22 protein-coding genes are annotated in these 23,104 nt (G+C 71.3%); 3 read left to right on the forward strand and 19 right to left on the reverse strand.

Going from position 1 to position 23,104, the window contains the following annotated elements; translation table 11 throughout:
• Positions 1-21 precede the first annotated feature (21 nt).
• The 11 genes from MTP13_RS16605 to MTP13_RS16655 all read right to left on the reverse strand — a co-directional run bounded on the left by MTP13_RS16605 (position 22) and on the right by MTP13_RS16655 (position 9,785).
• Positions 22-918 carry a F0F1 ATP synthase subunit gamma gene (locus MTP13_RS16605; protein WP_230768582.1) on the reverse strand — a complete coding sequence of 299 codons (897 nt, stop codon included), beginning with the start codon at positions 916-918 and terminating at the stop codon, positions 22-24.
• Positions 919-962: 44 nt separating this feature from the next.
• Complete coding sequence (gene atpA, locus MTP13_RS16610; RefSeq protein WP_243568762.1) at positions 963-2,603, reverse strand: F0F1 ATP synthase subunit alpha; 1,641 nt, start codon at positions 2,601-2,603, stop codon at positions 963-965.
• An 87-nt stretch (positions 2,604-2,690) separates the two neighbouring features.
• Positions 2,691-3,482 carry a F0F1 ATP synthase subunit delta gene (locus MTP13_RS16615; RefSeq protein ID WP_243568763.1) on the reverse strand — a complete coding sequence of 264 codons (792 nt, stop codon included), beginning with the start codon at positions 3,480-3,482 and terminating at the stop codon, positions 2,691-2,693.
• A gap of 3 nt (positions 3,483-3,485) precedes the next feature.
• A complete protein-coding gene (locus MTP13_RS16620; protein ID WP_243568764.1) occupies positions 3,486-4,046 on the reverse strand; it encodes a F0F1 ATP synthase subunit B in 561 nt (186 codons plus the stop codon).
• Between the two features lie 30 nt (positions 4,047-4,076).
• Positions 4,077-4,313, reverse strand: coding sequence for an ATP synthase F0 subunit C (gene atpE / locus MTP13_RS16625; RefSeq protein ID WP_108390493.1), 237 nt, complete (start codon positions 4,311-4,313; stop codon positions 4,077-4,079).
• Between the two features lie 45 nt (positions 4,314-4,358).
• Complete coding sequence (atpB, locus tag MTP13_RS16630; protein ID WP_243568765.1) at positions 4,359-5,138, reverse strand: F0F1 ATP synthase subunit A; 780 nt, start codon at positions 5,136-5,138, stop codon at positions 4,359-4,361.
• 196 nt (positions 5,139-5,334) lie between these two features.
• Entirely contained in the window at positions 5,335-5,808 is a 474-nt protein-coding gene (locus tag MTP13_RS16635; protein WP_243568766.1) for a Cg1360 family ATP-synthase-associated protein, read from the reverse strand.
• Positions 5,805-7,085 (reverse strand): MraY family glycosyltransferase, encoded by a 1,281-nt coding sequence (locus tag MTP13_RS16640; protein WP_243568767.1) that lies wholly within the window; start codon positions 7,083-7,085, stop codon positions 5,805-5,807. The genes MTP13_RS16635 and MTP13_RS16640 overlap by 4 nt, the downstream gene beginning before the upstream one ends.
• On the reverse strand, positions 7,082-7,867 hold the full coding sequence (locus MTP13_RS16645) for an L-threonylcarbamoyladenylate synthase (protein ID WP_243568768.1): 786 nt from the start codon (positions 7,865-7,867) through the stop codon (positions 7,082-7,084). The genes MTP13_RS16640 and MTP13_RS16645 overlap by 4 nt, the downstream gene beginning before the upstream one ends.
• Positions 7,868-7,974: 107 nt before the next feature.
• Positions 7,975-8,805, reverse strand: coding sequence for an ABC transporter permease (locus MTP13_RS16650; RefSeq protein WP_243568769.1), 831 nt, complete (start codon positions 8,803-8,805; stop codon positions 7,975-7,977).
• Between the two features lie 47 nt (positions 8,806-8,852).
• Positions 8,853-9,785 carry an ATP-binding cassette domain-containing protein gene (locus MTP13_RS16655; RefSeq protein WP_243568770.1) on the reverse strand — a complete coding sequence of 311 codons (933 nt, stop codon included), beginning with the start codon at positions 9,783-9,785 and terminating at the stop codon, positions 8,853-8,855.
• Between the two features lie 114 nt (positions 9,786-9,899).
• Between MTP13_RS16655 and MTP13_RS16660 the strand changes: the two genes are divergently transcribed.
• Positions 9,900-10,982 (forward strand): TetR/AcrR family transcriptional regulator C-terminal domain-containing protein, encoded by a 1,083-nt coding sequence (locus MTP13_RS16660; protein WP_243568771.1) that lies wholly within the window; start codon positions 9,900-9,902, stop codon positions 10,980-10,982.
• A 9-nt stretch (positions 10,983-10,991) separates the two neighbouring features.
• Here MTP13_RS16660 and prmC read toward each other — a convergent pair whose 3' ends face one another.
• Positions 10,992-11,870 carry a peptide chain release factor N(5)-glutamine methyltransferase gene (gene prmC / locus MTP13_RS16665; RefSeq protein WP_424221787.1) on the reverse strand — a complete coding sequence of 293 codons (879 nt, stop codon included), beginning with the start codon at positions 11,868-11,870 and terminating at the stop codon, positions 10,992-10,994.
• A 111-nt stretch (positions 11,871-11,981) separates the two neighbouring features.
• Between prmC and cysK the strand changes: the two genes are divergently transcribed.
• The gene (cysK, locus tag MTP13_RS16670; protein ID WP_243568772.1) at positions 11,982-12,917 is read left to right on the forward strand and encodes a cysteine synthase A; all 936 of its coding nucleotides are present in this window, start codon (positions 11,982-11,984) and stop codon (positions 12,915-12,917) included.
• Between the two features lie 4 nt (positions 12,918-12,921).
• Positions 12,922-13,506 carry a serine O-acetyltransferase EpsC gene (gene epsC / locus MTP13_RS16675; protein WP_243570875.1) on the forward strand — a complete coding sequence of 195 codons (585 nt, stop codon included), beginning with the start codon at positions 12,922-12,924 and terminating at the stop codon, positions 13,504-13,506.
• Positions 13,507-13,530: 24 nt separating this feature from the next.
• Here epsC and MTP13_RS16680 read toward each other — a convergent pair whose 3' ends face one another.
• From MTP13_RS16680 to lysA, 7 genes are all read right to left on the reverse strand, one after another.
• Positions 13,531-14,502 (reverse strand): type IV toxin-antitoxin system AbiEi family antitoxin domain-containing protein, encoded by a 972-nt coding sequence (locus MTP13_RS16680; RefSeq protein WP_243568773.1) that lies wholly within the window; start codon positions 14,500-14,502, stop codon positions 13,531-13,533.
• A gap of 289 nt (positions 14,503-14,791) precedes the next feature.
• The gene (gene prfA, locus MTP13_RS16685) at positions 14,792-15,868 is read right to left on the reverse strand and encodes a peptide chain release factor 1 (protein WP_243568774.1); all 1,077 of its coding nucleotides are present in this window, start codon (positions 15,866-15,868) and stop codon (positions 14,792-14,794) included.
• 7 nt (positions 15,869-15,875) lie between these two features.
• Positions 15,876-18,026, reverse strand: a complete 2,151-nt coding sequence (gene rho / locus MTP13_RS16690; protein ID WP_243568775.1) for a transcription termination factor Rho — start codon at positions 18,024-18,026, stop codon at positions 15,876-15,878.
• Between the two features lie 259 nt (positions 18,027-18,285).
• A complete protein-coding gene (gene thrB, locus MTP13_RS16695; RefSeq protein WP_243570876.1) occupies positions 18,286-19,227 on the reverse strand; it encodes a homoserine kinase in 942 nt (313 codons plus the stop codon).
• 20 nt (positions 19,228-19,247) lie between these two features.
• Positions 19,248-20,345 (reverse strand): threonine synthase, encoded by a 1,098-nt coding sequence (gene thrC, locus MTP13_RS16700; RefSeq protein ID WP_243568776.1) that lies wholly within the window; start codon positions 20,343-20,345, stop codon positions 19,248-19,250.
• A complete protein-coding gene (locus tag MTP13_RS16705) occupies positions 20,342-21,652 on the reverse strand; it encodes a homoserine dehydrogenase (RefSeq protein ID WP_243568777.1) in 1,311 nt (436 codons plus the stop codon). Before MTP13_RS16705 ends, thrC begins: the two co-directional genes overlap by 4 nt.
• Positions 21,649-23,082, reverse strand: coding sequence for a diaminopimelate decarboxylase (gene lysA, locus MTP13_RS16710; protein WP_243568778.1), 1,434 nt, complete (start codon positions 23,080-23,082; stop codon positions 21,649-21,651). The genes MTP13_RS16705 and lysA overlap by 4 nt, the downstream gene beginning before the upstream one ends.
• Positions 23,083-23,104 lie beyond the last annotated feature (22 nt).

Raw genomic sequence — 23,104 nt, forward strand, 5'->3', positions numbered from 1 at the left:
CTGCTCACTCTTTCTGGATTGCTACTTGGCGACGACGAGCGCGTCCGCGCCGCCCACGATCTCGGAGATCTGCTGCGTGATCTCGGCCTGGCGAGCGTTGTTCGCGAGGCGGGTGTAGTCGGTGATCAGCTTGTCGGCGTTGTCCGAGGCCGACTTCATCGCCTTCTGCGTCGCGGCGTGCTTGGCGGCAGCCGACTGCAGGAGCGCGTTGAAGATGCGGCTCTCGATGTACACCGGAAGCAGTGCGTCGAGCACCGTCTCGACGTCGGGCTCGAACTCGTAGAGCGGCTGCACCGTGGCATCCGGCTCCTCGACGCCCTCGACCACCTCGAGCGGCAGCAGGCGCACGACCGTGGGGGTCTGCGTCATCATGCTCACGAAGGTGTTGTAGACGACGTGGATCTCGTCGACGCCGCCGTCGGAGGCGTCCCGGAGGAAGGCCTCGAGCACGGCGTCGGCGATCTCCTTCGCCAGCTCGAACTCGGGGTTCTCCGAGCTGCCGGTCCACTGCTGCTCGAACCCGCGGTGACGGAACTGGAAGTATCCGACCGCCTTGCGTCCGACGAGGAAGTACACCACCTCTTTGCCCTGCGAGCGGAGGAGCTCGGCGAGCTCCTCCGCCTCACGCAGGACCTGCGAATTGAAGGCACCGGCGAGGCCGCGGTCGCTCGTGAGGATCACGACGGCCGCACGCTCGATCTTCTCGGGCTCGGTCGTCAGCACGTGATCGACGTTGGAGTACGTCGCCACGGCCGAGACGGCACGGGTGATGGCCCGCGAGTACGGCGTCGACGCCGTCACTCGGGCCTGCGCCTTCTGGATGCGCGAGGCGGCGATGAGCTCCATCGCCTTGGTGATCTTCTTCGTCGTCTGGGCAGACTTGATCTTCTGCCGGTAGACCCGAAGTTGCGCTCCCATGTCTCTCCTGTATCCCTGGTGACCTGGCTAGATCGCCGGATGCCTCAGCGGCGACCCTTGACGATCTTCTCCTGGTTGACGTCTTCCTCGGCGATGGCCTCGAACTGCTCGCTGCCGACCGAGGCGAGGGGCTTGCCCTCTCCGGTCTGGAACTCGCTCTTGAAGGTCGAGATCGCCGACTCGAGCTTGGCGATGGTCTCGTCCTCGAGCTTGTTGGACTCGCGGAGCACCGTGAGGGCGTCCGAGTTGCGGCGCAGGTAGTCGAGGAACTCCGACTCGAAGCGCAGGATGTCCTCGACCGGGACCTCGTCCAGGTGGCCCTTGGTGCCGGCCCAGATCGAGACGACCTGGTCCTCGACGGGGTACGGCGAGTACTGCGGCTGCTTCAGCAGCTCGGTCAGGCGCGCACCGCGGGCGAGCTGACGACGGCTGGCCGCGTCGAGGTCCGACGCGAACATCGCGAACGCCTCGAGCGAGCGGTACTGGGCGAGCTCGAGCTTGAGCGTGCCGGAGACCGACTTGATCGACTTGACCTGCGCGTCACCGCCGACTCGCGAGACCGAGATACCGACGTCGACCGCCGGACGCTGGTTCGCGTTGAACAGGTCGGACTGCAGGAAGATCTGGCCGTCGGTGATCGAGATCACGTTGGTCGGGATGTACGCCGAGACGTCGTTCGCCTTGGTCTCGATGATCGGCAGGCCGGTCATCGAGCCGGCGCCGAGCTCGTCGGAGAGCTTGGCGCAACGCTCGAGCAGACGCGAGTGCAGGTAGAACACGTCGCCCGGGTAGGCCTCGCGGCCCGGCGGACGGCGGAGGAGCAGCGACACGGCGCGGTAGGCCTCGGCCTGCTTCGACAGGTCGTCGAACACGATGAGGACGTGCTTGCCGGCGTACATCCACTGCTGGCCGATGGCCGAACCGGTGTACGGCGCGAGGTACTTGAAGCCCGCCGGGTCCGAGGCCGGCGCGGCGACGATGGTGGTGTACTCCATCGCGCCGGCTTCCTCGAGGGCGCCCTTCACGCTCGCGATGGTCGAGCCCTTCTGGCCGATCGCGACGTAGATGCAGCGGACCTGCTTGGTCGGGTCGCCCGACTCCCAGTTGGCGCGCTGGTTGATGATCGTGTCGATCGCGATGGCGGTCTTGCCGGTCTGGCGGTCGCCGATGATCAGCTGGCGCTGGCCGCGGCCGACGGGGATCATGGCGTCGATCGCCTTGATGCCGGTCTGCATCGGCTCGTGCACGCTCTTGCGCTGCATGACGCCGGGCGCCTGGAGCTCGAGCGCGCGACGGCCGTCGATGTCGGTGATCTCGCCGAGACCGTCGATCGGGTTGCCGAGCGGGTCGACGACGCGGCCGAGGAAGCCCTCGCCCACCGGGACGGACAGGACCTCACCCGTGCGGGTGACCTCCATGCCCTCCTCGATGCCGGTGAACTCGCCGAGCACGACGACACCGATCTCGTCCTCGTCGAGGTTCTGCGCCAGGCCCAGGGTGCCGTCGGCGAAGCGGACGAGCTCGTTCGCCATGACCGAGGGCAGGCCCTCGACGTGGGCGATGCCGTCGGCCGCGTCGGTCACGTACCCGACCTCGGTCTTCTGCGCCGCGCCAGGCTCGTACGCCTGAGCGAACTCCGAGAGAGCCGAACGGATCTCATCGGGGCTGATGGAGAGTTCTGCCATTGCCTTTTCCTTTTCCTGGGCTGGCCTGTACCGCGGTACAGCTACTGATGTGTCGCGGCGCAGGACGCCGGTCGTTGTCGTCCGGCGTCAGCCGGCAAGCTTCTGCCGCAGCTCGTTGAGGCGGCTGGCGACGCTGCCGTCGATGACCTCGTCGCCGATCTGCACGCGGACTCCGCCGACGACGGCGGGGTCGACGATGGTGTCGAAGCGGATGGCACGGCCGGCCTGTGCGGCGAGGCCGCGCTCGAGCCGGGCGAGCTGCTCGGCGGTGAGCGGGACGGCGGTCGTCACGGTCGCGACCTCGAAGCCGCGCTCGTCGGCGACCACGGACGCGGCACCGCGCAGCATCTCGCCGATGCGGCGGCCGCGCGGCTGCTGCACCAGGTGACGCACGATGGCGACCGTCGCGGGCGAGGCCTTGCCGCCGAGCAGGCGATCGACGAGCGCCGCCTTCGGCTCGGGGCCGCCGAGCTTCGAGCCGAGCGCGAGCTCGAGCTCCGAGTCGCCGGCGACCGTGCGGTCGAAGGCGAACAGCTCGGCGTCGACCTCGGCGTCGCTCGACGCACGGGCGGCGACCCGGATGCCGAGCTCCTCGGCACCCGCGAGGAAGTCCGCGGCGCTCGACCAGCGGCTCGACGCGGCGCTCACGAGGAGCGAGGCCGCGCCGGCCGAGATCTTGCCGCCGAAGACCGACTCGACGAGCGCGCGCTTCTGCGCGGCATCCGCCTCGTTGTCGGTGAGTGCGGTGCGCAGCTGCGGCGTGGCACCGATCACGCGAACGGCGGCGAGCAGTTCGCTCGCGACCGACAGCTCGGCCGGGCCGAGCGCACCGAGTGCGGTGCGCGTGGCGGCCAGGGCCTGGGTCGTGGCGCTCCCCATGGGCTAGTTCTTCCCTCCGGCGGTGGCCGTGTCGGCCTCGAGATCGGCGAGGAAGCGGTCGACGACCGCCTTCGCCTTCGCGTCATCGGACAGCGTCTCGCCGACCACGCCAGAGGCGAGGTCGATCGCGATGGTGCCGACCTCGCTGCGCAGCGAGACGAGCGCGGACTGCCGCTCGGCCTCGATCTGCGCCTGCGCGCTCGCGGTGACGCGAGCGGCCTCGGCGACCGCGGTGTCCTTGGCCTCGGCGACGATCTGCTTGCCGTCCTCGCGGGCGGTCTCGCGGATACGACCGGCCTCGGCTCGCGCGTCGGCGAGCTGAGCGGTGTACTCCTCGAGGGCCGCTTCGGCCTTGCGCTGAGCCTCATCGGCCTTCGCGATGTTGCCCTCGATGGCCTCTCCGCGCTCGTCGAGCATCTTCTGGACGCGCGGCAGCACGTACTTCCAGAAGAAGACGAGGATGATGACGAAGCAGACCGACGACCAGATGATGTCGTACCACTCCGGGATCACCGGGTTCTGCGTCGACTCCTCAGTCGCAGCCTTGAGTACTGCGTGAAGCACAGTGGCCTCCTAACTCGCTGCGGAAGGGGACTAGTTGGTGAAGATGAAGTAGGTGGCGATACCGATGAAGGCCAGCGCCTCGGTGAAGGCGATACCGATCCACATCAGCACCTGCAGGCGGCCGGCGAGCTCGGGCTGGCGGGCCACGCCCTCGATCGTCTTGCCGACGACGATGCCCACGCCGATGGCCGGGCCGATGGCAGCGAGGCCGTAGCCGACCGTCGCGATGTTGCCGTTGATCTCAGCGAGAACGGTGGTTGCGTCCACGTTGGGGTTTCCTTTCTTAGGGATTGGTGTGGGCGGTTGCCCGGCTCAGTGCTCTTCCGCGACCGCGAGCTGGATGTAGACCGCGGTGAGAAGAGCGAAGACGTAGGCCTGCAGCACGGCGACGAGGATCTCGAAGAGGGTGAACGCCAGGCCGAAGGCGAGGCTGCCCACGCCCATGAGCTTGAACAGCCCGGGCGCCGTGAAGAAGAAGAACTGCGTGGCTGCGAAGAAGAGCACGAGCAGCAGGTGGCCGACGATCATGTTCATCATGAGTCGCAGCGTCAGCGTGACGGGGCGGATGATGAAGGTCGAGATGAACTCGATCGGCGTGACGATGATGTACACCGGCCACGGCACGCCCGAGGGGAAGAGCGCGTTCTTGAAGAAGTTCTTCGGGCTCTTGCGCACACCGGCGTAGATGAAGGTGATGTACGAGACGATCGCGAGGACCAGCGGCACACCGATGACGGAGGTGCCGGCGATGTTCAGGAACGGGATGACGCCCGTGAGGTTCATGAACAGCACCATGAAGAACATGGTGGTGAGGATCGGCAGGAAGCGCTTGCCGTCCTTCTTGCCGAGCAGGTCCTCGGCGATGTTCACGCGAACGACGTCGAGGCCCATCTCGACGAGGCTCTGGAAGCGACCCGGGACGACGCGCATGCGACGGGTGCCGAGCCAGAAGAGCAGGAGGAGCGCGGCGACGGCGACGAAACGCACCAGCATGATGCGGTTGATCTCGAAGGGCGTGTCCTCGAACAGGAGCGGGCCCGGGAAGAATTCGCCGATCGACGGTCCGTGGAATTCACCATCATCGGTTGACATCGGAACCAGCAGGTTCACAGCGTGTGCTAGCAGCGCGTTCTCCTGTTTCGGGGCGTGGAGCGGGGCTCTCGCGACGACGAACATCGGATACGGTTTCGCACACGCGTGAGCGGCGCAAACCGTAGGGGATCGGGGTCTACTCTAGCAATACTTCTACATCGAGACGAATTCGCCGTAGCCGGGAGTTTCGCCGAGATCAGTCCTCGGAGGGCGCCTTCGGGAGCTCGACATCGCTCGCGTAGGGCAGCCGCGACTTGGCCACGACGAGCACGTCGACGACCAGCGAGGCGAGCACGCCGGCCACGATGCTGAGGAAGAGCACCGTCGGATCGAGCCAGTCGACGCCGCGCAGGACGACGACGAGCACGATGAAGACGATGAATTTCACGATCCAGCCGCCGAGCACGACGCCGAAGAAGATGCCGACGAAGAGGTCGCTGTTCGCGTAGCGGTTGGCGAGGAGGATGCTCGCCGAGGTGATGCCCATGAAGACGACGGCCATCACCGTGCCGATGAGGGCGCTCACGAGGCCCGGCACCCCGGCGAAGATCAGCCCGAGCACCGAGCTCACCACCAGGATGACGGCCGCGAGGAGGCCGCCCCAGGTCAGCGCCCGGCGAAGCACCGGGTTCGAGGTGGGCGTGCGGTCTGCGGGGGCGACGTCGTTCATCGGGCTCCTGTTCCGGGGTCGCCCGATTCTACCGAGGGCGTCGCTGCGAGTTCGTCGAGCCCGTCGGCGTGCACCGGCTCCTCCGGCTCGCCGTCCACGGCGTTCACCGGGCCCTCGACCTGGCGCTCCTCCGCAGCCACCGTCAGGCGCTTGCGCCGGCCGAGCGGGGCGAGGGTCAGCACCGTGCAGACGACGAAGCCGACGCCGAGGAAGACGAAGGCCCACAGCACGTCGATCCCGAAGTACAGCGGGAAGACGTAGGTGAGGAGGCATCCGACGGACGCCACCGCGGTCCAGCCGTAGAAGATGAGCACGGCGTTCAGGTGGCTGTGCCCCATGTCGAGCAGTCGGTGGTGCAGGTGCTTGCGGTCGGCGGCGAACGGCGACTTGCCGGCGCGCAGGCGCCGGACGATCGCCAGGCCGAAGTCGAGCAGCGGGATGAGCAGCACGATGAAGGGGAGCAGGATCGGGATGAACGCCGCGAAGAGCTGCTCGAAGCCCACGCTGCCCGGGTTCAGCTGACCGGTGACCGAGATCGCCGACGTCGCCATCAGCAGCCCCACGAGGAGCGCGCCGGCGTCGCCCATGAACAGCTTCGCGGGGCGCCAGTTCAGCGGCAGGAAGCCCGCGCAGGCGCCGACGAGGACGACGGCGATGATCGAGGCGAGGTTGAAGTAGTTGGTCGGCGAGGTCTGCTGCACGAGCAGGTAGGTGTAGACGAAGAACACGCCGTTGGCGATGAGCGAGACGCCGGCGACCAGTCCGTCGAGCCCGTCGATGAAGTTGACCGCGTTCATCACGAGCACGATCGCGAAGACCGTCACCGCGGCGGACATCCAGGAGGAGCCGACGGTGATGCCCCCGATCGGCAGCGAGACGATCGAGACGCCCTGCCAGGTCACGAGGCCGGCGGCGATGAACTGACCGGCGAGCTTCGTCATCCAGTCGAGGTCCCAGAGGTCGTCGGCGACGCCGATGAGCACGATGAGCAGGGCCGCACCGAGGATGGCGAGCACCTGGCCCGGGTTCTGGAAGATGATGGCGACGTTCGCGAATCGAGTCGAGCCGAGCGAGGACACGAACCAGGCCGCCCCGAAGGCGGCGAGCACGCCGATGAACATGGCGATGCCGCCGAGCCTCGGCGTCGGCCGGGTGTGCACGTCGCGCTCGCGGATCTTCGGGTACAGCCGGAACTTCAGGCTGAGACGCCAGACGACGACCGCGCACCCGAAGGTGACGAGGGCGGCGAGCAGCGCGAGGGCGACGAACAGGGTCATGAGCGGGCGGCGTCCGTCTCATCGGGAGCGGCGTCGGTCGACGCGTCCGCGTCCGCCGAGGCATCCGCGGCGGCCGGGAGGGCCGGTTCCGCGATCGGGGCCAGGAGCTCCTCCCCCACGACCTCGGCGATGCGCTCACGGGTGATGACCCCGGCGCGGACGATGCGCAGCGGCCCGCCGGAAGCGAGCGCCGTGGCGTCGACGATGGTGGACGACAGGTCGCCGGGGCGTTCGCCGACGGCCTCGTAGTCGCTGCCGCTCGGCCCCGCCTCGAGATAGACCGCGACCGAATCGCCGAGCATCGCCTCCGCCTCGGCGGCGGTCGTGGCGCTCGGACGGCCGGAGAGGTTCGCGGAGGACACGGCGAGCGGGCCCGTCTCGCTCAGCAGCTCGAGCGCGATCGGATGCGAGGGCATGCGGAGCGCGACCGTGCCGCGCGTCTCCCCCAGGTCCCACTGCAGCGAGGGCTGGGCGTGCAGGATCACGGTGAGCCCGCCCGGCCAGAACGCCGCGACGAGCTCGCGCACCGCATCGGGCACCTCGGCGGCGAGGGCGTCGAGCGTGGGGATCCCGGGCACGAGCACGGGCGGCGGCGAGGTGCGCCCGCGCCCCTTGGCGTCGAGCAGCCGCTGCACGGCGGCGGGCGTGAAGGCGTCGGCCGCGAGTCCGTAGACGGTGTCGGTCGGCAGTACGACGAGCTCGCCCCGGCCGATCGCACCTCTGGCGAGGCGCATTCCGGTGAGCAGCTGGGAGTCGACCGAGCAGTCGTAGATGGCAGTCATGACCTGCCGATTCTAGTCCGGGCCCGCGAGAGGCGACGGCGTGCGGCCGGGGGCGCGCCGGATGCCTCGGGCGACGCCGCGCCCGAGGCATCCGCCGTATCGGCGCCTCAGCGGCGGCCGGCCTTGCGCCGGAAGAGCCAGGCGCCCCAGACGGCCGCGGCGAGCACGATGCCGAGGCACCAGGCCAGCGCGACCCAGCCGGAGCTGCCGAGCGGCGTGCCGACGAGGAAGGAGCGGATCGTCTCGATCACCGGCGTGATCGGCTGGTGCTCGGCGATCGGCCGCAGCCAGTCGGGCATGGTCTCCACCGGCACGAACGCGCTCGACACGTACGGCAGGAACAGCAGGATAAAGCCGTAGCCGTTCGCCGCCTCCGGGCTCGAGGCGGCCAGGCCGATCGCCGCGAACAGATAGGTGATCGCGAGGATGTAGAGCGCGACGACGCCGAACATCGCCAGCCAGTCGAGCGCGGTGGCGTCCGGCCGGAAGCCGACGAGGAGCGCGACGGCGATGACGACGGCGGTCGCGAAGAGGTTCCGGATGACGCTCACGACGACGTGCCCGGTGAGCACCGCGCCGCTGCGCAGCGGCATGGTGCGGAAGCGCTCGATGATCCCGGTCGTCATGTCCCGGGACACCGACACGGCGGTCGAGGAGGCGCCGAAGCCCGCGCAGAGCAGGATGATGCCGGGCACGACGTAGTCGACGTAGCCCCCGCTCGGGTCGATCGCCTGACCGAAGATGAACGTGAACATCAGCATGAGCATCACCGGCAGCACGACGGCCATGAGCATCGACTCGGGGTCGCGGAGCTCCTGGAGCAGGCTCCTGGTCACGAAGACCCGCTCGGCGACGGTGCCGCGGATGCGCGGGCGGAGGGCGCGCGTCGGGCCGGCCGGCGCGGTGCGCGCGGGCAGGGTGGTGGCGTTGGTGGTCATGGTCGTCCCTTCAAGGTCGGTTCGTCACGTGCTCGCGTCGGCACGGGTCAGTTCGTCTCGAGCAATTCGCCGGATCGCACGGCCGAGGATCCGGGCGAGCCGGGCGTTCCGCCCGCGGTGATCGCGAGGAAGACGTCGTCGAGGCTGGGCCGGCGGATGCCGATCCGCGCGCCGGGCACGGCGCCGAGCTCGCTGCGGTCGAGCTCGTCGATGGCGCCGCGCAGGGCGTGCACGCTGCCGTCGGTCGGGATCTCGCGCAGGAGCTCCCCGTCGGCGTCGCGGAGTTCGACGAACTCGCCGCCGACTCGTGCCTTGAGCTCGGCCGCGGTGCCCTCCGCCGCGATCGTGCCGCGATCGAGCACCGCGATGCGATCGGCGAGCCGGTCGGCCTCCTCGAGGTACTGGGTGGTGAGGAACACCGTCGTGCCGGCGTCGGCGAGCGAGCGGATGATGGCCCAGAGTTCCTGCCTGCTGCGGGTGTCGAGCCCGGTCGTCGGCTCGTCGAGGAAGAGCACCGGCACGTCGACCACGAGACTCAGCGAGAGGTCGAGCCGACGGCGCATGCCGCCGGAGAAGGTGCTGACGCGCCGCTTCGCCGCGCCCTCGAGTTCGAAACGCGCGAGCAGCTCGGCGGCCTTCGCGCGGGCCTGCCGCCGGCCGAGCCCCGACAGCCGTCCGAGCATCACCAGGTTCTCGATCGCGGTGAGCTCCCCGTCGACCGCGGCCGACTGGCCGGTCAGCGCGATGCGCCGCTGCACCTCGGCGGGCGCGGTGCGGACGTCGGCGCCGACGACGGTCGCCGCTCCGGCATCGGGCCGCACGAGCGTCGTGAGGATGCCGATGGTGGTCGTCTTGCCGGCGCCGTTCGGGCCGAGCAGCGCGAAGATGCTGCCCGCCTGGACGGCGAGGTCGAGCCCGGCGAGCACCTCGGTGCTGCCGAACCGCTTCCGGAGTCCGCGGGCTTGGATGGCGAGTTCCACGGGTGGTTCCCTTCGTCGAGCGTCTGCGTATCCCGCAAACTGTTTATATCGCCTACAGTTGTTTAAGTAATACACAGTTCTAGACTGAGGTCAAGCCGAACCGAGGAGTGCCGAGTGAATCAGCCCGCGCCGCCCACCGACCCCGAGCTCCCCCGCGGGGTGGCGCTGGCGTGGGGCATCGCCGCACACCCCCAGCGCGGACCGAAGCGCGAGCTGTCGATCGCGCGCATCGTCGAGACGGCGATCGAGATCGCGGATGCAGAGGGGCTCGCCGCGGTCTCGATGAGCAAGGTCGCCACGGCGCTCGGCTTCACCACGATGTCGCTCTACCGCTACGTCACGAGCAAGGACGACCTCGTGCTCCTGATGCAGGAGGGCGCGAGCCTGCCCGTGCAGCCGAGCGAGTCGCTCGAGCGCGACTGGCGCGCCGGCGTCACCGCCTGGGCGCTCGGCATCCGCTCGACGTATCGGGAGCACCCCTGGCTCGTCGACATCCCCGTGTCGGGCGCGCCGATCACGCCCAACAGTCTGCAGATCGTCGACTGGTTCCTGCACGAGGTGCGGGAGCTCCCCCTGAGCGACGGCGAGAAGATGTCGGCGCTCCTGCTGCTCACGGCCTACGTCCGCGCCACGAGCGCGCAGGAGCGCGACCTCACCGCGGCGGCGGCCGGCGGAGCGGATGCCTCGGGCTCCGCCGCGTTCGCCGCGCTCGCCGAGCTGGTGACCCCCGAGCGCTTCCCCGCGCTCAGCCCACTGTTCGCCGCCGGCGGCTACGTGCCGCCGCCCGAGGAGTCCGAGGAGGACGCGGACACCGACTTCACCTTCGGGCTCGAACGGATCCTCGACGGGCTCCAGTACCACCTCGATCGCACGGCCGAGGCGGCCTCGACCTCAGGCTCGGCCGCAGCGGGGCAGAGCGGGGCGGCTCGCGTCGACGCGGAGGCCGCGGGGCCGCAGCCCGAGGGGGACCCGATGCTCGTGCTGCCTCGCGAGCCGAAGGTGCGCGAAGCGGCGAAGGCGCGCAAGGAGGCCGAGCAGAAGGTGCGCGAGGCCGAGAAGGCCCTGCGCGAGGCCCGCAAGCGCGAGCGCGAGGCCGTCAAGCAGGCGCACGAGAAGGAGCAGCACGCGCGCGAGAAGGAGCAGCACGCGCGCGAGAAGGAGCAGCACGCGCGCGAGAAGGCCGCGCGCCAGAGCTGACCGCCGGGCTCAGCGCAGCGCCGTCGTCGCCCGGTCGCGGGCGGTGAGGTCGCGGTGGTGCGAGATGCCCCTCCAGCCGTCGCCGGCGAGGAGCGCCGCGATCGGCGCCGCCTGCAGCTCGCCGTGCTCGATCACGAGCAGGCCCCCCGGGCGCAGCAGCTGCCGCGCCCGCTGCGACAGCACGCGCACGACGTCGAGCCCGTCCGCCCCGCCGTAGAGCGCCATCGCCGGGTCGTGCAGCCACACCTCCGGATCGCGCGGCACCGCCTCGTCCGGCACGTACGGCGGGTTCGAGATCACGAGGTCGACCGCGCCGTCGAGCTCGGGGAGCGCGTCGGCCAGGTCGCCGTGCACCAGCGTCAGATTGGGACCCGCGAGCTCGTCGACGTTGCGGCGCGTCCAGTCGATCGCGTCGCCGGATTTCTCGACGGCGTAGACCCGGGCGTGCGGCACCTCGGTGGCCAGGGCGATCGCGATCGCCCCGCTGCCGCTGCCGAGGTCGACCGCGACCGGCTCGGGCGTCGCCACGGCGCGCAGGGCTTCGACGGCGAGCTCCGTCACCTGCTCGGTCTCGGGGCGCGGCACGAAGACGCCCGGCCCGACGTGCAGTTCGAGCGACCGGAACGCGGCGCGCCCCGTGAGGTGCTGCAGCGGCTCGCGCCGCACCCGACGGGCCACGAGGCCGTCGAGCGTCGCGAGCTGCGCATCGGGCACCTCGGCGCCCACGACGAGCTTCGCCTGCACTCCCCCGCGGCTGAGGCCCAGGACGTGGCCGAGCAGCAGCTCGGCGTCGACCTCGGGATCGGGAACCCCCGCGGCGGCGAGTCGGGCCACCGTCTCCTCTCGCAATTGACGCAGGGAACGGGCGGGCGGGTCGAACGAATCCACGCAATGGAATGTAACGCACACCCGGCTGTGAGACTCCCGCCGTAGTCTGGCAGCGCCCGACCAGTTGCGCTCCGCAGCGCCCGACCCGTTGCTCTCCGAGAGGGGCTCCAGATGGCCAAGATCTACGACGACATCACCCGGACGTTCGGCGGCACCCCGCTCGTGCGGTTGAACCGCCTCACCGAGGGCGCGGGCGCCACCGTGCTCGCGAAGCTCGAGTTCTACAACCCCTCGGCCAGCGTGAAGGACCGTCTCGGCGTCGGCATCGTCGACGCCGCCGAGGCGTCCGGTCAGCTGCAGCCCGGCGGAACGATCGTCGAGGGCACGAGCGGCAACACCGGCATCGCGCTCGCCCTGATCGGTGCAGCACGCGGCTACCGGGTCATCCTCGCGATGCCCGAGACCATGTCGGCCGAGCGCAAGGCGCTGCTGAAGGCCTACGGCGCCGAGCTCGTGCTCACCCCGGGCTCCGAGGGCATGCGCGGCGCCGTCGCGAAGGCCGAGGAGATCGCCGCCTCGACACCCGGCGCCATCCTCGCGCGCCAGTTCGAGAACGAGGCGAACGTCGAGATCCACCGCAAGACGACGGCCGAGGAGGTCTGGGCCGACACCGATGGCGGCGTCGACATCTTCGTCTCCGGCATCGGCACGGGCGGCACGCTGACGGGCACCGGCCAGGTGCTCAAGGAGCGCAAGCCCGAGGTGAAGATCGTGGGCGTCGAGCCCGCCGAATCGCCGATCCTCAACGGCGGAGAGCCCGGGCCGCACAAGATCCAGGGCATCGGCGCCAACTTCGTGCCCGCGGTGCTCGACCGCGAGGTGTACGACGAGATCATCGACGTCAACATCGACCAGGCCGTCGCCACGGCGCGCCGGCTCGGCCAGGAGGAGGGCATCCTCGGCGGCATCTCCTCGGGCGCGACGGTCTACGCCGCGCTGGAGCTCGCGAAGCGCCCCGAGAACGAGGGCAAGACCATCGTGGTCATCGTCGCGAGCTACGGCGAGCGGTACCTGTCGACGGTGCTGTACGAAGGTCTGCTTGACTGATCGGGTGACGATCTTCTCGCGCCTGAAGGAAGACCTCGCGACCGCCCGTGCGCACGATCCCGCCGCACGGGGCGGTCTCGAGGTCTTCCTCGTGTATTCGGGGCTGCACGCCATCTGGACGTACCGGTTGACGCACCGGATGTGGCGCCGCCGCTGGCGCTTCCTCGCCCGGCTCGTCTCGCAGCTCGCGCGCTTCCTCACGGGGATCGAGATCCACCCGGGGGCGACCATCGGCCGGCGGTTCTTCATCGACCACGGCATGGGCGTCGTCATCGGCGAGACCACGGTCATCGGTGACGACGTGATGCTGTACCACGGCGTCACGCTCGGCGGGAAGGCGCCCCGGAACACCCCGCCGGGCACGAAGCGGCACCCGACCCTCGAGGACGGCGTGACCGTGGGCGCCGGCGCGAAAGTGCTCGGCAACATCACGATCGGCGCCTGGAGCGCGGTGGGGGCGAATGCGGTCGTCACGAAGGACGCCCCGCCGCACTCGTTGGTCGTCGGCGTCCCCGCGACGGTGCGCCCGCTCTCGAACGCTGCCGCGGATGCCGCGCGCGGCGTGCACGACTGGCACTGGCAGATCTGACGACGCGCGCGCCGCCGCACGGATTCACCGCCGTCGGGCGCGTCCGCTCGCCGGGAGCCCCGCGTCGAGGAGCAGGCGCGCGAGCGGGACGCCCAGCCACGCGTCCCGCCATCCCCAGCGCACGCAGCGCCACCCGGTGATCGCTCGGATCGCATTCTCTCTCCGTTTCTCCTCGATGAGGGTCGCCGCAGTACGCGCCCCGCCGCTGCCGTACTTGCCCATGCCGTCGGCCTCGCCCCACACCCCAAGGCCCGGCCACGCGAAGTCGAGCCGAGCGGTCCGCCCGTCGGTGAGGCGGACCTCGTGCTGCGAGCGCGGCGGCGGGAAGCCGTACTCCTCGAAACGCAGCCGGCTCAGCGACTCGAGCGGGCTCTCGGCCAGCGGGTCGGCGCGGGCGAGGACGGCCGCGATCCGGGGACTCCCCCGGAACGGCCGCCGACGTTCGAGGATCGCCACGAGTTCGTCGAGCGTGCAGTCTGGGCGCGGATCGCCGTCGAGCCGAGGGCCGATCGCGGCATCCACCATCGCGAGCGCGGTCACGAGGGGTGATCGACGACCGACCTCGAGGACCGCCTCGGCGAGCGAGGTGAGCCGGACGCCGCCATGCGACTCGACGACGGTGTCGGCTCGGCGCCCCAGCTCGATGACGCCGTTGCGGATGCGCCCGGAGGCCCCGCCCGCGAGAACGGTCACCTGCGCCGGGATCGCCCCGACCGCCGGCATGCCGTGCAGCAGCGCGGCGGTGTATCCCGCGAAGACCGGGTCCTCGCGCTGCGCGGCTGCGGCGAACGCGGTCAGGAGGTGATGGTCGGCTCCGCGCAGCGGCGGGTCGGCGCCGACCGGTGCGTAGACCCCGCGCCGAACGCGCTGCACCTCGCCGGCACGTACCGCCCGGTTGAGCTGCGCCTGCTGCCCGGTCTGGCGCGCCGCGGACGTGCGGATGAGCCGATGGCGATCGATCGGCAGGGGCGTTGAGTCGTCGGGGCGGCTGGGCACCGCCTCAGCATCGAGCCGTGCGAGCCGCCGTCCCGGCGCTCGGAGCGCATCCGTGGAGGACGCCGCAGCTCGCCACGATGTGGAGGAGGAGCAGGGGCATCCAGGTGCGTTCGCGCGCCCTTCGGCGGCCCGCAGGCCTCGACCCGAGGCATCCGCGCCACTTCGCTCGCCACGCGCCACTCCGAGTGGCGCGACGAGCACGAAGTGGCGCGCGCGCTGCGTCAGGGCCCGCGTAGTCAGCCGCAGACCGGGCAGCGTCCGTCAGGCGCCGGAGCCCTGCCCGGGCGGCTCAGTCGTCGCCGGAGGCGGCCAGCTGCGACTCCTCGTCGGCGCGGATCGCCGACTCGATGATGGGGTCGAGCGCACCGTTCATCACCTGATCGAGGTTGTACGCCTTGTAGCCGGTGCGGTGATCCGCGATGCGGTTCTCGGGGAAGTTGTACGTGCGGATGCGCTCGGACCGGTCCATCGAGCGGATCTGCGAGCGGCGGGCGTCGGAGGCCGCCGCGGCGAGCTCCTCCTGCTGCCGGGCGAGGAGCCGTGCCCGCAGCACGCGCATGGCCGCCTCGCGGTTCTGCAGCTGCGACTTCTCGTTCTGCATCGAGACGACGATGCCGGTCGGCAGGTGCGTGATGCGCACGGCGGAGTCGGTCGTGTTGACCGACTGGCCACCGGGGCCGCTCGATCGGTAGACGTCGATCTTGAGGTCGTTCTGGTTGAGGTCGACCTCCTCGGGCTCGTCGACCTCGGGGAAGACGAGCACGCCCGTCGTCGAGGTGTGGATGCGCCCCTGCGTCTCGGTCACGGGGACGCGCTGCACGCGGTGCACGCCGCCCTCGTACTTGAGGTGCGCCCACACGCCCTGCGAGGGATCGCTCGCGTTCGACTTGATCGCGAGCTGCACGTCCTTGTAGCCGCCGAGGTCGGACTCGTTGCGCTCGAGCAGCTCGGTCTTCCACCCCTTGGACTGCGCGTACTGGATGTACATGCGCAGCAGGTCGGCGGCGAACAGCGCGCTCTCGGCACCGCCCTCGCCGCCCTTGATCTCCATGATCACGTCGCGGCCGTCGTCGGGGTCGCGCGGGATCAGCAGCCGCCGCAGCTTCTCCTGCGCCTCGGCGAGGGATGCCTCGAGCGCGGGCACCTCCTCGGCGAACGCCTCGTCCTCTTTCGCCAGCTCGCGGGCGGCCTCGAGATCGTCGCCGGCCTGCACCCAGGCGCCGTGTGCGGCGACGATCTTCGAGAGCTCCGCGTACCGCCGGTTCGCCTTCTTCGCGCGAGCGGGGTCGGCGTGCAGCGCCGGGTCGGCGAGCTCCTGCTGGAGCTCGCCGTGCTCGGCGATCAGCGGTCGGACGGTTTCGAACATCGGCGGATCAGCGGTGGTCGGACTCGTTCGAGTGCCCGCCGACCGGTGCCGACTTCTGCATGAGGAGCAGGAACTCGGTGTTCGACTGGGTCTCCTTGAGCCGCCCGAGGACGGCCTCGAGCGCCTGCTGCGGCTCGAGGCCGGCGAGCGCGCGACGGAGCTTCCAGGTGATCTTCACCTCGTCGGGGCTGAGCAGCATCTCCTCGCGACGGGTCGACGACGCGTTCACGTCGACCGCCGGGAAGATGCGCTTGTCGGCGAGCTGGCGGCTGAGGCGCAGCTCGCTGTTGCCGGTGCCCTTGAACTCCTCGAAGATGACCTCGTCCATCTTCGACCCGGTCTCGACGAGCGCGGTGGCGAGGATGGTGAGCGAGCCGCCGTTCTCGATGTTGCGCGCGGCGCCGAAGAAGCGCTTCGGCGGGTACAGCGCCGAGGCGTCGACGCCGCCGGAGAGCACGCGGCCCGAGGTCGGCGCGGCGAGGTTGTACGCGCGGCCGAGACGGGTGATCGAGTCGAGCAGCACGACGACGTCGTGGCCGAGCTCCACCAGGCGCTTGGCGCGCTCGATGGCGAGCTCGGCGACGGTGGTGTGGTCCTCGGCGGGACGGTCGAAGGTCGAGGCGATGACCTCGCCCTTCACCGTGCGCTCCATGTCGGTGACCTCTTCGGGGCGCTCGTCGACGAGCACGACCATGAGGTGGACCTCGGGGTTGTTCTGCGAGATCGCGTTCGCGATCTGCTGCAGGACGATCGTCTTGCCGGCCTTCGGCGGCGCGACGATGAGGCCGCGCTGGCCCTTGCCGATCGGGGCGACGAGGTCGATGATGCGCTGGGTGAGCTTCGTCGGCTCGGTCTCGAGGCGCAGGCGGTCCTGCGGGTACAGCGGCGTGAGCTTCTGGAAGTCGACGCGGGCCGCCGCCTCCTCCGCGGTCTGGCCGTTGATCGAGTCGACCTTCACGAGCGCGTTGTACTTCTGGCGGCTGCTGCCCTCGCCCTCGCGCGGCTGCTTGATGGCGCCGACCACGGCGTCGCCCTTGCGCAGGTGGTACTTCTTCACCTGTCCGAGCGAGACGTAGACGTCGCTCGGGCCGGGCAGGTAGCCCGTGGTGCGCACGAAGGCGTAGTTGTCGAGCACGTCGAGGATGCCGGCGACGGGGATGAGCACGTCGTCGTCGAGGATCTCGGGCTCGACCTCGTCACCCTGGCCGCCCTGGCCGCGGCGCTTGCGGTCGCGGTAGCGGCTGCGACGGCCGCCCTCGCCGTCCTGCTGCTGGGTCTGCTGGCCGCCCTGCTGGCCCTGCTTGTCGCGGCCCTGGCCCTGCTTCTCGCCGTCGGCGGTCTTGTCGCCGTCGTTCTTGTCGTTCCTGCGCTCGCCGTCGTTCTTGCGCTCGCCGTCGTTCTTGCGCTCGCCGTCGTTCTTGCGCTCGTTGCGGGCGTCGCCGTTGCGACCGCCCTGCGACTTCTCGCCGTCGGCCTGCGACTCGCCGCGGCCGTTCTGCTGCTTGTCGTCGGCGTTGCGCTCGCCGCCGCGGCGGCCGCGACGACGGCCCTGCCGGGGCTCGGGCGTCTCGCCCGACTCGCCCTCGGCGGCGGCCGGACGCTGGCCGGCCTCGCCGGTGGCGGCCGCGAGCTCCTCGCGCACGGCGGCGCGGGCGGCCTCACGGGCGGCCTCGTCGTCGCCGGGGACGAGCGGAACGCCGGAGCCGCCGCCGTTCACGTGCTGCACGGCGGCGGTGCCGCTGCTCGTCACGCGACGCGACTGGCGGCCGCGACGCGCGGGCGCCTCGGTCTGCGCCGGCGCCTCGGCGACGGGCGCCTCGGCCGGGACAGATGCTTCGACGGCCGGCGCCTCAACGGCCGGCGCCTCGGACGCAGCGGATGCCTCGGTTGCCGGGGCCTCGTCGGCGGGCGCCTCGGTCGCGACGGCGGGTGCCGCCTCGGCAGGGGCGGGCGCGTCGGCCTCGACGGTCGGCACGTCGAGCTCGACGTTGCCGGCTGCCTGCTGGGCCTCGATGAGCTCGATCAGCTCGCCCTTGCGGCGCTTCGAGGCGCCGGCGATGCCGAGGGAGCCGGCGAGCTCGACGAGCTCGGCCACCTTGAGGCTCTTGAGTTCTGCGGTGCTGGCCGCGTTCTGGACGCGGTCGGTTCCGTTGGTCACTGGGGTATGTTCCTTTCCCCCGGCCGCGAGATTCGCGGGCTCGGAAGGGCTGGTCGCTCGACAGCGGGCGATCGATGCGCGCGGAGGCGCAGATCTGCGCAAGAGCGAGAGCAATGAATTGCCGGGAATCGCACCATGCGGCGACGGACGCGAACCGCGTGTCGGTCGTCGGGTGCGGGGTCGAGTCTAGCACCCGACCCCGCCCGGGGACGAACCGCGACGCGCCAATCCGTACGGAAGCGTCCGCCGGCGCGCCGGGTCAGCCCGCCTGGACGGTCGCGCCCTTGAAGTCGACGGCGAGCGGCAGGGCCTGCCAGGCCGTCTCCGAGCGCTCGGCGACGAGCGCCGCGGCCTCCGCACGCTCGGCCGGGTCGCTCGCGAGGACGAGGATCGAGGGCCCGGCGCCCGAGACGACGGCCGGATGCCCCGCGGCGCGGAGCGCCCGGATGAGGGCGTCGGTCTCGGGCATCGCCTGCGCCCGGTAGTTCTGGTGCAGCTTGTCCTCCGTCGCCGCGAGCAGCAGCTCGGGGCTCTGGATCAGCGCGGCGACGAGCAGCGCCGAACGCGAGACGTTGAACACCGCGTCCTCGTGCGGCACTTGCTCGGGCTGCAGCGAACGGGCGAGCGCCGTCGACATCTCGTGCTCGGGCACGAGCACGAGCGGCGAGACGCCGCGGTGCACGATGAGCTTCTTGTGGCGCGGTCCCTCCGGCGTCGTCCACGCGATCGTGAGCCCGCCGAAGAGCGCGGGGGCGACGTTGTCGGGGTGGCCCTCGAGCTCGGTCGCGAGCTCGAGCAGGCGGTCGGCGTCGAACTCGACGACGCCCTCGAGCAGGCCCTTCGCGATCATCACGCCGGCGACGATCGCCGCACCCGAGGAGCCGAGCCCTCGGCCGTGCGGGATCGTGTTGCGCGCCACGAGCCGGATCGGCGGCAGGGCGTAGCCCGCGCGGGCGAAGCTGTGCGCCGCCGCGCGCACGACGAGGTGCGAGTCGTCGAGCGGCACCTCGCCGGCACCGACGCCGTGCACCTCGATCTCGAGGCCGGCCTCGATCACGCTGACCTCGAGCTCGTCGTACTGCGCGAGCGCGAGCCCGAGCGTGTCGAAGCCGGGGCCGAGGTTCGCCGAGGTGGCGGGCACCTTCACGACGATCGAGCGTCCCACGAGGCCGGGGGCCTGTGCGAGCTCTTGCTCCGGCATCGCGCCGGCCATCCCGCCGCTCACGCGCCGAGCCCCAGCAGCGAGGCGACCTGGGCCGTGTCGACGGGGACGACGACCGGCTGCTCCTCCGTGCCGTCGGCGCGGCGGACCGCCCACTGCGGATCCTTCAGCCCGTGGCCGGTGACCGTGAGCACGACGCGCGCACCAGCCGGCACCTGCCCGGCCTCGGCGCGCTCGAGCAGTCCGGCGACGGAGATCGCCGAGGCGGGCTCGACGAAGATGCCGACCTCGGCCGAGAGGATGCGCTGCGCCTCGAGGATGCGCTCGTCGGCGATCGCGCCGAAGTAGCCGTCGGTCTCGTCCCGCGCGGAGAGCGCGAGCTCCCACGAGGCGGGGTTGCCGATGCGGATGGCGCTCGCGATCGTCTCGGGGTCGCGCACGGGCTCGCCGCGGACGATCGGAGCCGATCCCGCCGCCTGGAAGCCGAACATGCGAGGCATCCGCGTCGCGTTGCCCGCCTGGATGTCCTCGCGGTACCCGCGCGTGTACGCCGTGTAATTGCCGGCGTTGCCGACCGGCACGAAGTGGAAGTCGGGCGCATCGCCGAGCACCTCGACGACCTCGAAGGCCGCCGTCTTCTGCCCCTCGATGCGGTCGTTGTTCACCGAGTTGACGAGGTGGACCGGGTGCACGTCGGCCAGCTCGCGGGCGATGTCGAGGCAGTCGTCGAAGGTGCCCTGCAGCTGAATGATGCGGGCGCCGTGCGCGACGGCCTGGCTGAGCTTGCCCATCGCGACCTTGCCCTCGGGCACGAGCACCGCCGCCGTGATGCCGGCGTGCGCCGCGTAGGCGGCCGCCGAGGCCGAGGTGTTGCCCGTCGAGGCGCAGATGACGACCTCGGCGCCGCGCTCGACGGCCTTCGTGACGGCCATGGTCATGCCGCGGTCCTTGAACGAGCCGGTCGGGTTCATGCCCTCGAACTTCACCCAGACGTCGGCGCCGGTGCGGCGGCCGAGCGCGGGGGCCGGCAGCAGCGGCGTGCCGCCCTCGCCGAGCGTGACGATGGGGGTGGCGTCGGTGACGTCGAGCCTCGAGGCGTACTCGCGGATGACGCCGCGCCACTGGCGCGAGCCCGGCTTGGGGGTGGGCTGGTTCACTGGGCTCCTTCGACTCGGAGGACGGACGCGACGGACACGACGACCGGGCTCGCCGCGAGTGCGGCGACGGTCTGGGCGAGGGCGCCCTCACTGGCCTCGTGCGTGCCGATGACCAGCGTAGCCCGGCCGGAGACCTCGTCCACGGTCTGCTCGAGCTGCTCGACCGAGACCCCGTGGTCGGCGAAGACGTGCGCGATGGTGGCGAGCACGCCCGGCTCGTCGGCGACCTCGAGCGTGATGGCGTAGCGGGTCGTGATGCGGTCGATCGGCAGCACCGGCAGGGCGGCGTGCGTCGACTCCGCGGTGCCCGGGCCGCCGATGACGTGCCGGCGGGCAATCGCGACGAGGTCCCCGAGCACGGCCGACGCCGTCTGCACGCCGCCGGCGCCGGCGCCGTAGAACATCAGCGGGCCGGCGGCGGCGGCCTCGACGAAGACCGCGTTGTTCGCGCCGTGCACGGCGGCGAGCGGGTGGCTGCGGGGCACGAGCGCCGGGTAGACGCGGGCCGAGACGCCCTCCTCGCCGCTCGCGGCATCCGCGATCCGCTCGCAGATCGCGAGCAGCTTGACCACGTAGCCGGCCTTCCGCGCGGACTCGACCTGCTCCGCGCTCACCTGCGTGATGCCCTCGCGGTGCACGTCCTCGATCGGGACGTTCGTGTGGAACGCGAGGCTCGCGAGGATCGCGGCCTTCTGCGCCGCGTCGTAGCCGCCGATGTCGGCGGTCGGGTCGGCCTCGGCGTAGCCGAGCTCGGTCGCGGTCGCGAGCGCGTCCTCCAGGGAGGCGCCCGTCGTGTCCATGCGGTCGAGGATGAAGTTCGTGGTGCCGTTCACGATGCCGAGGATGCGCTCGACCCGGTCGCCGGCGAGCGAGTCGCGCAGCGGGCGGATGATCGGGATCGCCCCGCCGACCGCGGCCTCGTAGGAGAGCTGCGCGCCGACCTGCTCGGCCGCGGCGAAGAGCTCCGGGCCGTGCGCGGCGATGAGCGCCTTGTTGCCCGTCACGACGTCGGCGCCGGAACCGATCGCCTGCAGCACGAGCGTGCGCGCCGGCTCGATGCCGCCCATCAGCTCGATGACGACGTCGGCGCCGAGGATGAGCGTCTCCGCGTCGGTCGTGAGGAGCTCCCGGGGCAGTTCGACATCGCGGCGGGCGTCGACGTCGCGGACCGCGACGCCGACGAGCTCGAGCCGCGCGCCGATGCGCTGGGCCAGCTCGTCGCCGTGCTCGAGGAGGAGCCTCGCGACCTGCGATCCGACCGACCCGGCGCCCAGGAGTGCGACGCGGATGGAGCGGTACTCGATCATTCTGAGGTCCCTTCGGCTGGGGTGGAGACGGCGTCCGAGGTTCCGGATGCGTCGTGCCCGACGTCGCGGGCGAGGAGATCGGCGATGGTCTCGCCGCGGACGATGACCCGCACGGCGCCCCGGTCCACGGCGACGACGGCCGGGCGGGGCACGTGGTTGTAGTTGCTCGAGAGCGACCAGCAGTACGCGCCCGTCGCGGCGACGGCGACGAGGTCGCCCGGGCCCACGTCGTGCGGCAGGTACTCGCGGTCGACCACGATGTCGCCGGCCTCGCAGTGCTTGCCCGCGATGCGGACGAGCGCGGCGGGCTCCGCCGAGCTGCGGGAGGCCAGCCGGGCCGAGTAGTCGGCCCCGTACAGCGCGAAGCGCGCGTTGTCGCTCATGCCGCCGTCGACGGAGACGTAGTGCCGCCAGCCCTCCTCGGTCGGCACGGGCTTCACCGTGCCGACGCGGTAGAGCGTGACGCCCGCTGGGCCCACGATCGTGCGGCCGGGCTCGAAGGCGAGCTTCGGGACGGGGATGCCGAGGGCGCGGCAGCCCTCGGCCACCGCGTCGGCGATGCCGTCGGCGATGCGCTCGATGGGCGCCGGATCGTCGGCCGCGGTGTAGGCGATGCCGAAGCCGCCGCCGAGGTTCAGCTCGGGCACCGGGCCGGTGGCCAGCAGCGCGGCGTGCTCGGCGAGGAGCCGCGCCGCCGACTCGGCGAAGCCGGCCGCGTCGAAGATCTGCGAGCCGATGTGGCAGTGCAGCCCCAGGAACTCGAGCGAGGGGTGCGAGCGGATGCGTTCGCCGAGCTCCACGGCGCGGCCGAGCGTCACGCCGAACTTCTGGTCCTCGTGCGCGGTGGCGAGGAACTCGTGCGTCGACGCGTGCACGCCGCTGTTCACGCGGAGGCGCACGCGCTGCACGCGGCCGGCGGCCGCAGCAGCCCGGGCGACCCGCTCGATCTCGATCTCGCTGTCGATGATGAGGGCGCCGACGCCGGCCTCGACCGCGGCGGCGATCTCCGCCTCCGACTTGTTGTTGCCGTGGAAGCCCAGGCGCGCGGGCTCGGCGCCCCCGGCGAGCGCGACGGCGAGCTCACCGCCCGAGCACACGTCGACGGCGAGACCCGACTCGGTCACCCAGCGGACGATCGCCGTGGAGAGGAACGCCTTGCCCGCGTAGTAGACGGTCGCCTCGGTGCCGATGCGGCGCGCTGCCGCCTCGAACGCGGTGCGGGTGCGGGCGGCTCTGGCGCGAACGTCGCCCTCGTCGAGCACGTAGAGCGGGGTGCCGAACCTGGCCGCGAGGCTCTCCGCGTCGACGCCGCCGACGACGAGTCGGCCGGCCTCGTCACGGGTCGCGCTCGCGGGCCAGACGCCCTCGACGAGCGCGTTCGGGTCGGCGGGCACCTCGAGGGTGCGGCGGTCTGCTGCGTGTCCTGCCACGTACGAACCTCACGGGATGCGG

It is taken from the genome of Agromyces soli (assembly GCF_022811605.1).
Lineage (GTDB): Bacteria > Actinomycetota > Actinomycetes > Actinomycetales > Microbacteriaceae > Agromyces > Agromyces soli.